This window comes from Mesorhizobium sp. LHD-90 (genome assembly GCF_030929505.1).
In the GTDB taxonomy this organism is placed as follows: domain Bacteria; phylum Pseudomonadota; class Alphaproteobacteria; order Rhizobiales; family Rhizobiaceae; genus Kumtagia.
The window spans coordinates 220,644-233,078 of record NZ_JAVFVV010000003.1 but is presented as its reverse complement, the minus strand read 5'-3'; the positions used below and the strand labels follow the sequence as shown (position 1 = coordinate 233,078).

At 64.3% G+C, this 12,435-nt stretch carries 14 protein-coding genes; 6 read left to right on the top strand and 8 right to left on the bottom strand.

Annotated features, from left to right (window positions below; translation table 11 throughout):
- The first annotated feature begins 92 nt into the window (after nucleotides 1–92).
- Entirely contained in the window at nucleotides 93–254 is a 162-nt protein-coding gene (locus RB623_RS05165; protein ID WP_308055694.1) for a hypothetical protein, read from the top strand.
- A gap of 118 nt (nucleotides 255–372) precedes the next feature.
- Here RB623_RS05165 and RB623_RS05160 read toward each other — a convergent pair whose 3' ends face one another.
- Entirely contained in the window at nucleotides 373–882 is a 510-nt protein-coding gene (locus RB623_RS05160) for a hypothetical protein (protein WP_308055693.1), read from the bottom strand.
- Entirely contained in the window at nucleotides 875–1,300 is a 426-nt protein-coding gene (locus RB623_RS05155; protein ID WP_308055692.1) for a hypothetical protein, read from the bottom strand. Before RB623_RS05155 ends, RB623_RS05160 begins: the two co-directional genes overlap by 8 nt.
- Before the next feature lie 430 nt (nucleotides 1,301–1,730).
- On the opposite strand from RB623_RS05155, the gene RB623_RS05150 reads away from it, so the two are divergent.
- A complete protein-coding gene (locus tag RB623_RS05150; RefSeq protein WP_308055691.1) occupies nucleotides 1,731–2,756 on the top strand; it encodes a serine hydrolase in 1,026 nt (341 codons plus the stop codon).
- Nucleotides 2,757–2,919: 163 nt separating this feature from the next.
- Here the strand turns inward: RB623_RS05150 and RB623_RS05145 are convergent, their stop codons facing one another.
- Nucleotides 2,920–4,143, bottom strand: coding sequence for an alanine racemase (locus RB623_RS05145; RefSeq protein WP_308055690.1), 1,224 nt, complete (start codon nucleotides 4,141–4,143; stop codon nucleotides 2,920–2,922).
- 425 nt (nucleotides 4,144–4,568) lie between these two features.
- On the opposite strand from RB623_RS05145, the gene RB623_RS05140 reads away from it, so the two are divergent.
- Nucleotides 4,569–5,480, top strand: coding sequence for a DMT family transporter (locus tag RB623_RS05140; protein ID WP_308055689.1), 912 nt, complete (start codon nucleotides 4,569–4,571; stop codon nucleotides 5,478–5,480).
- 392 nt (nucleotides 5,481–5,872) lie between these two features.
- Here the strand turns inward: RB623_RS05140 and metF are convergent, their stop codons facing one another.
- Both metF and RB623_RS05130 read right to left on the bottom strand, forming a co-directional pair.
- Nucleotides 5,873–6,802 carry a methylenetetrahydrofolate reductase [NAD(P)H] gene (gene metF, locus RB623_RS05135; RefSeq protein ID WP_308055688.1) on the bottom strand — a complete coding sequence of 310 codons (930 nt, stop codon included), beginning with the start codon at nucleotides 6,800–6,802 and terminating at the stop codon, nucleotides 5,873–5,875.
- Nucleotides 6,802–7,806: a metalloregulator ArsR/SmtB family transcription factor gene (locus tag RB623_RS05130; RefSeq protein ID WP_308055687.1), complete on the bottom strand. Its 1,005-nt coding sequence runs from the start codon at nucleotides 7,804–7,806 to the stop codon at nucleotides 6,802–6,804. The genes metF and RB623_RS05130 overlap by 1 nt, the downstream gene beginning before the upstream one ends.
- An 88-nt stretch (nucleotides 7,807–7,894) precedes the next feature.
- On the opposite strand from RB623_RS05130, the gene tsaA reads away from it, so the two are divergent.
- A complete protein-coding gene (gene tsaA, locus RB623_RS05125; RefSeq protein ID WP_308055686.1) occupies nucleotides 7,895–8,449 on the top strand; it encodes a tRNA (N6-threonylcarbamoyladenosine(37)-N6)-methyltransferase TrmO in 555 nt (184 codons plus the stop codon).
- Entirely contained in the window at nucleotides 8,449–8,757 is a 309-nt protein-coding gene (locus RB623_RS05120; RefSeq protein WP_308055685.1) for a DUF2293 domain-containing protein, read from the top strand. Before tsaA ends, RB623_RS05120 begins: the two co-directional genes overlap by 1 nt.
- 126 nt (nucleotides 8,758–8,883) lie before the next feature.
- Here RB623_RS05120 and RB623_RS05115 read toward each other — a convergent pair whose 3' ends face one another.
- Nucleotides 8,884–9,465, bottom strand: coding sequence for a TetR/AcrR family transcriptional regulator (locus RB623_RS05115; RefSeq protein ID WP_308055684.1), 582 nt, complete (start codon nucleotides 9,463–9,465; stop codon nucleotides 8,884–8,886).
- Between the two features lie 139 nt (nucleotides 9,466–9,604).
- Here RB623_RS05115 and RB623_RS05110 point away from each other — a divergent pair, with 139 nt between their 5' ends.
- Nucleotides 9,605–10,447 carry an SDR family oxidoreductase gene (locus RB623_RS05110; protein ID WP_308055683.1) on the top strand — a complete coding sequence of 281 codons (843 nt, stop codon included), beginning with the start codon at nucleotides 9,605–9,607 and terminating at the stop codon, nucleotides 10,445–10,447.
- A 16-nt stretch (nucleotides 10,448–10,463) separates the two neighbouring features.
- On the opposite strand, the gene RB623_RS05105 is transcribed toward RB623_RS05110, so the two are convergent.
- Together RB623_RS05105 and RB623_RS05100 are read right to left on the bottom strand one after the other, a co-directional pair.
- A complete protein-coding gene (locus RB623_RS05105; protein WP_308055682.1) occupies nucleotides 10,464–11,090 on the bottom strand; it encodes an MOSC domain-containing protein in 627 nt (208 codons plus the stop codon).
- Between the two features lie 120 nt (nucleotides 11,091–11,210).
- Nucleotides 11,211–12,329, bottom strand: coding sequence for a beta-ketoacyl-ACP synthase III (locus RB623_RS05100; RefSeq protein WP_308055681.1), 1,119 nt, complete (start codon nucleotides 12,327–12,329; stop codon nucleotides 11,211–11,213).
- Nucleotides 12,330–12,435: the final 106 nt, after the last annotated feature.

Genomic DNA, 12,435 nt, shown 5'->3' with positions numbered 1-12,435 from the left:
CCGAGCCATCCTATCCTCGCTCGCCAGCACAGGAGCGACTCGATGCAGCACGGAGGTGGGATATGCCGATAGGGGACGGAAGAAGTGGCCTTTTGACCAACAAACTCGTGGCGATAGTTCTTATCATCCTCGGCTTCCTGCTGGCGGCATCGGGCTACAGGGCCGACTCGACTGGCTATATGGCCGCGGGCATCGTGCTCCTCGCGATAGGCATTGTGCTGCTGGTGCTCAAGGTGGTCCGGCGCAACCCGTGACAGGCGAGGCGATCGTTCATCGCCAACAAGACGCCGAGGCGGTGCTGATGCGTTTGCGCCGCCACTGGTGTTGATCGTGGTCAATCGCTTCTTCGCCGCACGCTTCTGTCTGGCCCGTTCAGTCCGATACGCTGTCGCGCACGCCCTGGAGCAACGTACATCGATCCGCGCAACTCGCGTCCGGGGGCGAAAGTCCTGAATACGGATCGGCCTTCAAAAACTCCGCCTTGACCCATTCCGCGAACTTGCCTTGTTCTATACCGTTCCGGCGCGTGCAGGCCGACGAACCAGTCTGGACAAAGGCCGATTGCCCACCATGGCAGGCGGCCGTGTAGTAGGGAGAAACACGGGTCCAGCCGCCTTCCGTCTCGTAGCTCACCACCGATTCGCCGAGATTGAATCGGCCGACGCCGCCGCATTCCATCGACGGGCAGGTCCTCCTCACGATCGTCTTGTCGACCACGACCATCCGGCTTTCGGCCGCCGCTGGCAGACACAGGCAGAGGGCCGCGGCACCGGCTGCCAATGCCGCCATTGTCCGAAGACGCGGGGAGGACGCCGCCGACGGCGAACCACCTCCCAGCCCGGCATCGACGTGACCGATCGCAATCATCGACAGATCAGCCATCGACGGGCCGGACCACCGCGCTTACCTGCGGAAGCTCTTCCATGCCGGCCAGCATGTCGGCGCATCGGTCGGCCGCACCGCTGATGATCCTCTTTGGACCGAGGAGCTTCGCCCAGCCGCCTTCCTTGATGAAATCGTCCCGCTCCCAGGTGGATTTCTCCTTCAGCACAGTGAGCTGCTGCGAGGCATCAGCGGAGGCGGCGAACCTGTCCACGCAGACAGTGGCAGCCAGTTCGGCGCGCGCATCCGTCGCGGCCTTCTTTGCCATGACGGCGGCATTGCCGCTCGTCGTCCAGCCTCCGGCGGTGAAGCCGAGTATCGTGGTGACGACCGCTGTGCCGACGACCGACCAGAACCATGTGGTCTTGCTCGGACGATAATTTTCCCAGCGCGCGGAAAGTGTATTCGATTCCTGCATGCGATGTTCCTTCCGTTCCCCTTTGACGAAAAGTGTCTATGCGTAACGAATGGAGAGTAACAGCTCGACCGGTCGCCGCCATCAAACCCTGCTCAACTCCGGATCAACTCATCGAGAGCAGGCGGACACGCGCGAATGTATGCGGAACGAATACAAGACTTGGGCTAGGCGCAGCCGTCATGCGGCCAAATCAAAGGCCCCGCTCCGCTGCGAGACGGACGGCCAAAAGCGGTAGACGGCGAAGAGGGACTCGGGACGGCTTAACACCTACTGCCCTACTGCCCTACTGCCCTACTGCCCGCCCTTGCGATGCAACCAGGACGAGATAAGTTCCTGGCGCTGACAGCGGTCAGCGGTATCTGAATGTTCCCCTCATTTCAGGATTTTCCCCATGGTCTCCATTCCCCAGCCTCGCACTGAAGAAGCAGACTTGAACCCGCGTTCCCCGCGCCGCCTTGCCAGCTCGCCGACGCCGCAATGGGCGAGCGTCTTCCAGCAATATCTCGGCAACTCTCCGGGCGGCTATGCCTATTGCATCGGGCTGAACGGCTCTCTCGTGGACCAAGGGGCATGGGGTTACGCGCGCATGCCGCAGGACACGTCCGACGGCCAGGGCCTCGACTTCACCGTCGACAGCCGCTGCAACCTTGCCAGCGTCTCCAAGACCGTCACCGCCACCGCGGTCTTCACGATGATCCAGAAAGGGTGGATCAGCAGCGTCAACGACTGTTTCTGGCCCTATATCCAGCCCCTCTACCCCGACCTTCAGCCTGCCGACGGCGTCGAGACGGTGACCATAGCCGAACTGCTGGTGATGATCTCGCGACTGCCGGAGAACGGTGCGCTCTACGCCTCGGACGGTGCGGTTGCCTTCGTCGAGCAATATCTGCAGTCGAACGCCGTCATCCCGGGCCAGCTCTACATCTACTCGAACACGAATTTCACCATCCTGCAGGTGATGATTTACAGCATCTGCCAGCAGCAGGGCGTGGGCAACTACCTCGGTTGGGTGCAGTCGGAGATCCTGACGCCCCTGGGTATCGATACGACGGTGTTCAGCCCGGTTCCCGACGACGAGCAGGCGGCGACACTTTGCTACGACCCGTCCGACCCGAACGGCTACGGTCAGTACTGGCCGCAGATGCAATGCGTCGGTCCCGGCGGCTGGATCTCTTCCGCGTCGGCGACGCTGACCTACCTGATGGGCCTCAGGAGCAACGCCGTCCTCAAGCCTAGATACGCCAACTTCATGATGCAGCGGATGCTCGGCTGGTATCCGGGAGCGACCTGCTACGGCCTGGCCTATCATCACAATGGCGGCCTCACGACCAGCAGCGGCGCGGGGCTGAGCACCGGCGTCATTCACTTCCCGAATGGCTACGACGCCGTCCTCCTGTCCAACAAACCGGTGGCGGACATCATCGGCGTGATGATCGACGCCTTCGACGCGTCCTGATCGGCAAGTCCCGATCCGCTTTCAGCCCTGCGCCGCGATCGAGCGGCCAGGGTTTTCCGCAGCATCCGTCAGGCCCTGTGCCGCAAGCGGTCCTGGCTCACCGAATCGCGCCTATGCAACGAGCCTGACGGATGTCCCTGCGGATCGCTCCTCCGGTCGCAGCCTACTCCGCCGCCATGGTCTCCATGCTGGCAAAACCCTGCGGCTTGTCGCCTTCCTCGAACGGCATCGTCACCTCGACGAACGTATCGGGATAAAACCCGTTGAAGCGGGTCCTCAACGACAGCGAGTAGGCGCCGATATGGCCGATCTCGATCCAGTCGCCGGTGTCGATCGTCTCCGGCAGCCAGAATGGCCGTGACAGAATGTCGACGGAATCGCAGGTCGCGCCGCACACCTTGAACGGCACGATGTTGTCTTCCTGGCCGTTGCGCGAGCGGATCGCCGGATCGGGGATGAAGCGCGCCGGCAGCGTCAGCTTGCCCGTCCAGCTATCCGACAGCGACGCCCAGATGCCGTCGTTGATGTAGAGCCGCCGGCCCTTCCTGAGCAGCACCCGCACGATCAGCGAAAAGGCGCGGGCGACGATGACACGGCCCGGCTCGGCCACAAGCGGCATCTCGTCGAAGTTCCAGGCGGCGATGTCGGCGCGCAGGCGCGACATCAATTGCCCCAGCGCAGGCATGGGCGGTTTCTTGGAGGCCGGGTCGATGCCGTATTCGGCCGGAAACCCGCCGCCGACGTCCAGCCCCGCCAGCGGAAAGCCGACGCGGTTGCGCACCCAGTCGGCGGAGGCCAGCGCCCGGTCGTAGGTATCCGGATCCTCGATCTGGCTGCCGACATGGAAGCAGAGGCCGACCTTGTAGCCGGTCTTTTGCAGCCGCTGCGCCAGCTCGACCGCATAGGCCGGCCCCGCGCCGAATTTTTTGGACAGCTCGTAGGCGGCCGATCCCTTCGTCTGGATGCGCACGAACACCGTGATCTGGCCGGGGTCGATGTCGAGCGCCCGCACCACCCGCGTCAGTTTGGCGATCTCGTCCTCATGATCGACCGCGATCACCCGGATGCCGTATTCCTCCAGCGCTAGCCTGATGTCCGACTGCGCCTTGACCGGATGCATGTAGAGCATCTCGGCGTCGGATGAGACTGCCCGCACCGCCGCGAACTCGCCGGGTGAGGCCACGTCGAAGGCGCTCACCCCTGCCTCCACCAGCGTCTTCAGGACCAGTTGCTCGCCATTGGTCTTCACCGCATACGCGGTCTTGCCGGGAAACATGCCCATGAACTGCCTTGCGTCGGCCTTCAGAACCTCCGGCCGGAAGCAGTAGACCGGATCGTCGGGCCTCAGCGCCAGCGCCGCTTCCCTGGCATTGTCGAATCTCTGCATTGCCGCTCCTCGAAGCCCGCCGCTAACCGATAGCCTGTTTTCGTGTCGCTTTGAACTTGCCTCGTCCGCCTGCAACGCAGCAGCCCATGCAACGCTCCTTCCTTCGACATGCCGCGCGCCTCTCGGGACAGTCGGCGCCCCTGGCGCACGGCAAGGCCGAACGAACTCTTTTGCCGCTTGCGGCAAGCTCGACAGGCCGAATTTGTCGGGTCTTGCCGGGTTTGAAGGCATTGCCGTGAAGCCCGGAACGGTCTTTCCACGCGATAATCCGGATAGAGTATTGAATTCCTTGACTCTTCCGGACTTCACGGGCGTCTCTGGGAGTATATCGGGAAACGGGTGGCGCGCCGACGCTGGCCGGTTTAAGCCGCGTCTCGAGGAGTCCCAAAATGCCAGCGAATCAAATACATAATGCGCCGGCTACAATGTCCGCCCGCAGTTGGGCGATGCTCGTCCTGCTCGGCGTCATCTGGGGCGGATCGTTCTTTTTCGCCCGCATCGCCGTATCGGAGCTTCACCCGCTTTCGCTTGTGCTTTTTCGGGTCGCAATCGCCGCCATCGCGCTCCAGATCTATCTCGCCGCCGCCGGCATTTCCTTCCGTAGCGCCCTGCCCTACGCCCCGGGCCTTGTCCTGCTAGCCGTCCTCAACAACGTCATCCCCTTCTCGCTGATCTTCGCCGGCCAGACGCAGCTCGGCGCCGGCCTCGCCTCGGTGCTCAACGCCACCACGCCGTTCTGGACCGCGCTGCTCGCAAGCCAGTTGACGGACGACGAAAAATTGAGCTGGAACAAGGTGTTGGGCATTCTGCTTGGCATCGCCGGCACGGCGATCATGATCGGCCCAGGCCTGGTCTCGGGCCTCGGCGCGCCGGCCTGGGCGAAGCTGGCGCTGATCGGCGCCTCGCTGTCCTATGCCCTTGCACTGATGGTCGCAAAACGCCTCAGGGGCATTCCGCCCGCCGTCGTCGCCACCGCCCAGCTCACCGCCTCAACCGCCGTGATGGTCCCTGTCGTGTTGACCGTAAACGGTTTTGCCGGCCTGTTTTCGCACAGCGTTCACGTCTGGGCCGCGGTGCTTGGCCTGGCGCTGCTCTCCACCGCCTTCGCCTATCTGCTTTATTTCCGCCTCGTCGCCGACGCCGGAGCCACCAACGCCTCGCTGGTCACCCTCATCGTGCCCGCCAGCGCCATCCTGCTCGGCGTGCTGTTCCTCGGCGAAAGACTGGAGCCGATCGAGATGCTGGGCATGGCTGTCATCGCTCTGGGCCTGGTCACCATAGACGGAAGGCTGTTTGACAGCGCTACCAGGGGTGGTCCCGTCAAACGCTCGCCATAATTTTATCGCGCCCGTTTGCAAAATCTTTTCAACGGCTAAGCATCGTCGGCTCGACGGGTTTTCCATAATTCTGCCGCAATGCAGCATGTTTTCCGCTTGTCTGCCGGCCGTTCTCCCCTAGACTCCCGCCCGTACTCTACTCATGGAGGCATCGCATGGGACTTGCACGGCCAATCAACGCATTGATGATTTGTGCTGCGTTCGCATTTATCGGCGCCCTGATAATGGGAGTTCTTCCTTGACCGCATGAGCTGGGGGGCATCGGTCTCCGGTGCCGCACAAACGAGAAAGGCCCGTCGTCACCGGCGGGCCTTTTCCTTTGTGGACAAGGACTTCGGGAGCATTTTTGCACTCCCCGTCGGCCCGTTCATGGGTCGACTTGACCGATTGGTCTAAGCAGCGGCAGCGCCGGGAGTTATTGCCTCTGGCGCGGCCGCCTGCGCCCGCAGGCCGATCATGTGGCAGATCGCGAAGGCGAGGTCCGCCCGGTTCATCGTGTAGAAATGGAATTCTTCCACGCCGCGCTCCATCAGGTCCATCACCTGCTCGGCGGCCACGGCGGACGCCACCAGCGCATGGGTCTGCGGGTCGTTGTCCAGCCCCTCGAACCGCTCCGCCAGCCAGGCCGGCACATGGGTGCCGGCCTTGGCGGAGAAATTCGCCACCTGCCGGAAGCTATGCACCGGCTGGATGCCCGGCACGATCGGAATATAGATGCCGGCCCGCCGCACTCGTTCGACATAGCGCTCATAAAGATCGTTATCGAAGAAGAACTGGGTGATGGCGCGGGTCGCGCCGTTGTCGACCTTGCGCTTCAGCATCTCGATATCGGTCGCGAAATCAGGGCTTTGCGGATGTTTTTCCGGATATGCGGCGACCGAGATGTCGAAATCCGCGATCGCCTTCAGGCCGGCGACCAGATCCGCGCCATTCTGGTAGCCGCCCGGGTGCGGACGGTAGACGTCGCCGACGCCGCTCGCCGGATCACCGCGCAACGCCACAAAGCGTTCGATGCCGATATCCTTGTATTCGCGGATGACCGCGTCGACCTCTTCCTTCGGCGCGCCGACACAGGTCAAATGCGCCGCCGCCGGAATGTCGGTCCCGGTGAGGATGCGTTTCACCGTTCGGGCCGTGCGCTCGCGCGTCGAGCCGCCGGCACCGTAGGTCACGGATACGAATTTTGGACCGAGGGGCGCGAGACGGGTCACCGTCTGCCACAACCGCTGCTCCATCTCGTCGGTCTTGGGCGGGAAAAACTCGAAGGAGACGCGCACGCGGCCCCCTGTGTCGGGGCGTCGCGAAAAACGGAACTGGCTCATCAGGCGGCCTCCCCTTGCAATGCTGCGTTTGGACTGTCGGCGATCAGCACGCGCCTGTCGCGGCCGAGCCAGAGTTTTACGGTGAGCGTGGCGCGGCCGGCGGAGCGCGGCTCGAACGCCTTCGTCGCCTCGACGTCGAGACCGGCTTCGGCGAACCACTCGGCGATCTGCTGATCGGAAAAACCCAGCCGCAGGTGCGCGTGCTCGTCGCGCAGGAACTCCAGCGTATGCGGCGCGAAATCGACAATGACCAGGCGCCCTGCCGGCCTCAGCAGCCGCGCCGCCTCGCGGATCGCGGCGCCCGGCTCGTCGAGATAGTGCAGCACCTGGTGCATGGTGACCAGGTCGAAACTGTCGCGCTCCACCGGCGGGGCAAAAATATCGCCCTGGCGCACCTGCGCATGCGACACCCCTCCCCGGTCGAGATTGGCGCGCGCCACCGCAAGCATCTCGCGCGAGAGGTCGATTCCAACGCCGCGGCGATAAAGCGGCGCGAACAGTTCGAGCAGCCGTCCTGTGCCGGTGCCGAGGTCGAGCATGGACTGGAACGGCCTTGTGCCGATCAGGGCCAGAAGGGCCGCCTCCACCGCTTGGTCGGGCGCGTGCAGGGTGCGCAGTTGATCCCAGGAGGCGGCATTGCGGCTGAAATAGGCGCTCGCCTTCTCCTGCCGCCGATGCTTGACCGCCTGCAGCCGTTCGAGGTCGCGGTCGACCAGCGCGTCGCGCTCATGTACGCGCGACACGATGCCGGCGACGAACTCGCGCACATCCTCGTCGTCGGAGATGCGGAAGAAGGCCCACGAGCCCTCCTGATAGCGCTCGACCAGCCCGGCCTCCATCAGCAGCTTGAGGTGGCGAGAGACGCGCGGCTGCGACTGGTTGAGGATTTCAGTGATGTCGGAGACGGTGAGGTCGCCGCGCGAGATCAGCGCCAGGATGCGCAGGCGACTGGATTCGGCCGCCGCCTTCAATATATCAACCATCAGGTCCAGGGTGATGCGCATCGCAAGCTTGCCAATCAGAAAGACATAAACATATCTTTATGTGAAGAATCGGAGAGTCGCAACCCTTATGTCGCTCGGGGACAAGAAAATGCCGCTTGCCGGTAATGCGGGCAGACCCATGTTCGAGATGCGCGGCGGCGAGGTTGCGCTGGCAGACGACCCGGCGCAGCGGACCGGCGATGCGCATCTCGTTTTCATCGGCTTGGTCCGTTCGCCCTGGGCTCGCCGCGACGACTGCCCGAAAAACATGCGCGAGGCGCGCGAGCGCGGGCAGCCGGCCAGCGTCGAGATCGCGACAGAGTTCCGCGACGGCTTGCGGGAGCTTTCCGCCGCGAGTCACATCGTCCTGCTCACCTGGCTGCATCACGCGCCGCGGAATCTGATTGTGCAAAAACCCCGCCATGCCGCTGAATCGAAAGGAGTCTTCGCCCTTCGTTCGCCGGCGCGACCGAACCCGGTCGGTATGCATGTGGCGCGGTTGCTCAACATCGACGAGGCCGCCGGCGTGCTTGTACTGGAAGGCATCGATGTACTCGACGGCACGCCGGTGATAGACGTCAAACCCTATTTCGCGACCACCGATGCCGTACCGGAGGCCAGCTACGAAAAGAGCCGGCCGGCGAGCGATTCGGACGGCGGCTGATGTCGACTCACCGCCAGCGCGCGATCGCCAAGGCGCTGACGGCGCTGCTGCCGCTGGCACCCTATGCCGATGCCGAGAAGATCAGGACGGACGCGGGCGCGAAACACCTGAAGACCTTGCCGCCGACCGTGGCCGTCTGGCTGGCGGCAGTGGCGCATGTCCGCCATGCGCATACGGACTACGAGGCGCTGCTCGAGGACGACTACGACCGCGACTCGGCCCGCTTTTTCGTCGTCGACCAGATCAACGCCGTGCTGACGCGCTGGCGCGCCACAAGGCTGCTCGATCCGGACGACGAGGACGTGTGAAAGGAGCCTGGACATTTGATGCCGCGGAGAGCGGTTGCATCCGGTGGCGCACGGAGCGCGGCGCTGGATAGCCTCGGGGCAAGTGAGGAGCAACAGCGAGCCTACGCTCGGCCCAAGAATGCAAGTTCACTCCTCTTGAAACCTTAGTCCGTCGACGATCAGCCCCAGCAGCCTTTTACCGCGCGCGTCCGAGCCGTCCTTGCTGAGGCTCGCGGAAATGGTGGCGGCGACTGCCATCAGCACATCCTCGGGGTCGATGCCGCGCCGCACCGTGCCCGCATCGGCGGCGGCGTCGAGCAGCGCCGACAACGCGCCGGCGGCCAGCACGCGCGATTGCGAAAACACTTCGGCGTCGGAATTGAGCGCCGACTTCATCGCGTCGGCAAAACCGTATTTGACGGCCATCAGCGCCGCATAATGCTCCAGCCAGGTCGTCAGCGCCTGCAGCGGCGGCAGCGTGCGCGCCAGCATCTCGGCTTCCGCCTTCAGCCGTGCCACCTCGTTGCGGTAGAGCCCGGCAAGCAGCGCGTCGCGGTTCGGAAAATGCCGGTAGAGCGTGCCGATGCCGACGCCGGCGCGTTCGGCCACAGCCGCAAGCGACAGGTCCCCGCGCTTCTCGGCGACCAGCGCCGAGGTCGCCTCCAGCAGTCTTTCGCGGTTTCGCGCCGCGTCGGCGCGCGGCGGCTTTCGCTTTTCAGGCGATGTCAAAAACTTCTCCGCGGACCCTTGGTAAAACGGAGGAGGCTCCGTATATTCTGAACCGGAGGTCACTCCGCATATCTAAGACCGCCCGCGCCCGCGGGCAAGCAGCCGCTATTTGCCCGAGTGGGCAGGAAGGCACATCATCATGGCAAGCAAGGTTTGGTTCATCACCGGATCGTCAAAAGGGTTTGGTCGCGTTTGGGCGGAAGCCGCACTGGCGCGCGGCGATTCTGTCGCAGCCACCGCTCGCGATCCCAAAACCCTCTCCGATCTGGTCGAGAAATACGGCTACCGCGTCGCCGCGCTGAAACTCGACGTCACCGACAAGGCAGCGGTCGAAACGACGATCGCCGAGGCCCACAAACGCTTCGGCCGCCTCGACATCGTCATCAACAATGCTGGCTATGGCCAGTTCGGCGCGATCGAGGAGATCAGCGAGACAGAAGCCCGCGACCAGATGGAGACCAATGTGTTTGGTGCGCTGTGGGTGACGCAGGCAGCACTTCCGATCATGCGTGCCCAGAAATCCGGCCACATCATCCAGATCTCGTCCATCGGCGGCGTCAACGCCTTCCCGAACATCGGCTGGTACAACGCCTCGAAATGGGCGCTGGAAGGTTTCAGCCAGGCGCTTGCCGTCGAGGTCGCGGATCTCGGCATCCATGTGACGCTAGTGGAGCCGGCGGGCTTCTCGACCGACTGGGGCGGCCCCTCGGCAAAACACTCGACGCCGATCGCCGTCTACGATCCGGCCCGCGCAAAGACCGCGCAGCGGCGCGCGACCGTCGTTCCCGGCGATCCGGACGCAACTGGCCCGGCCATGCTGGCATTGGTGGATGCAGAGGAACCGCCGGTGCGCGTCTTCTTCGGCGATGTCGGCCTGCCGATGATCCGCCAGGAATACGCCAACCGGCTTGCGCTCTGGGAGAAGTGGGATTTTATCGCCGACCTTGCCCAGGGCGAGAAGAAGAACCGCAAGGCGGCGTGATCCTGTCGCCCGCCGGTTAGGCGGGCTTATAAATCCACTGTTCCGGAACGCGGACGGAAACCTCCTCGTCCATCGTCAGCGTTCCGGGCTTCTCCACCCAGGCCACCAATCCGCGCAGGCGCTTCGCCGCCTTGGGAAACAGCAGCGAGCCCGCCTCCTCGTCCGCCATGCCGGCGCGCATCGCCACCTGCTTGCCGGCATAGCGGCACGGGCCGTTCTGCGCGTCGACCTTGACGGTGACGCCGCCCTTGAAGAACAGCAGCGTGCCGGACGGCAGCATGGAGAGATGCGGGATACCCTCGAGCGAAAGGTTGGCGCCGATCCATTCCGGCCTGATCTCGGTCAGCCCCATCCGTTCGGCCACCAGTGCCAGTTCGTCGGGCGCCACGATCGAAAGCTGCCGCTCGTTGCGCATCTCGGTGCCGCGTGGATACCACGGCTCGCGGCTGCCGGAGCGGCGCGTCGGGCCTGCGTGAAAATCGCCGGGAATGCCGTCGAACTCGAGCGGGAGCACGTCGACCGCCGCCGTCTCGAAATGATCGGTCGCCGCGACATAGAGCCCGGCGATGCGACCGGTCAGCTTCCTTGCAGGCACGATATCGAATTGCGCGTCGCGGGCCGGGACTGTTGGCAGGTCGAGCATGAAGTTTCCTTTCGCTCGAAAGCTTTGCCGACGGCCGCCCGCTGCGTCCAGCCAAAACGGCTGATCGGACGATGAGCGGAACGAATGCGACCGAAGCCCTGCCCCTTCAGTCCGCCAGGTTCACATCATCCTGAGCAGCGCGCCGCCGATCGAATAGCCCGCCCCGAAGGCGCACAGCAGGCCCCAGTCGCCCGCCGCCATGTCCTCATGGTTTTCCTTCAGCGCGATGACGGCGCCGGCGGCGGCGGTGTTGCCCAGCCGGTCGAGCACCATCGGCGCGCGGTCGCGGCCGACATCGTGGCCGAAAGACAGTTTCAGGATCATCGCGTTCATGCGCGCATTGGCCTGGTGCAGCCAGAAGCGTCTTATGTCGTCCGGCGTCAGCCCGTGCTCGGCCAAAAAGTCGACGATGAAGCGGTGGCCGGCGACGGTGACTTCCTTGAACACCTTGTTGCCGACCTGCTTGATCAGGTTGCCCTCGGTCGGAATGGCGGAGGTGTCCTCCAGTCCGTCGCGCAGCAGAAAACCGAAATTGGTGCGGATGTTGTTGGAAAACTGCGTCCAGCCGCGCGTGTCGATCACCTCGAAGCGGCCGGGCCGCGGCGCCTCGCCCATGCGCTCGACAATCATGGCGGTGGAGGCGTCACCGAAGATGAAATGCGTCTGGCGGTCGCGGAAATTCAAATGCCCGGTGATGATCTCGGGCGTGACCACCAGCACACGCCGCTGCGCCCCTGCCCGCACCAGATTGGCCGCGACATGCAGGCCGGCGGCCGCCGACGAGCAGCCGAGCCCCATGTCGAAGGCCGCGCCCGGCGCGCCGATCGCCTGCTGGATCTCGATGCCGATCGCCGGATAGGGTCGCTGGTGATGCGAGGCCGCGCAGATGACCATGTCGATGTCGGCGCCAGTCAGGCCGGCATGGTCCAGCGCCCGCAGGGCGGACCCGACTCCGAACTCGGCCATGACGGAGAGTTCGTCGTCGCCGCGCGGCGGAATGCGCGGCGCCATGCGTTCCGGGTCGAGGATGCCGTCCAGCGTGTGCACATGGCGGGTCTTGACGCCGGAGGCATAGGCGATGAAATCCTCGGCCGACTTCTGCAGCAGCGGCTCGGCCGTGCCTTCGCGCCACGCGTTCTCGGCGTCGACGTAAGTGTTGAAGCTTGCGACCAGCTCCTCGTTGGTGATTGAGGCCTCGGGGATCAAAACCCCGATCCCGCTGATCATGACACGATGCATGTTTGCAAAAACTTCCGTGACTGCGCGCAACCGGCTTCTACCCCGGCCCGGCTCGCCCGTCCCGGCGGCGTCATATTGCGCCGCACCCGTTTACGCCGATTTAAGC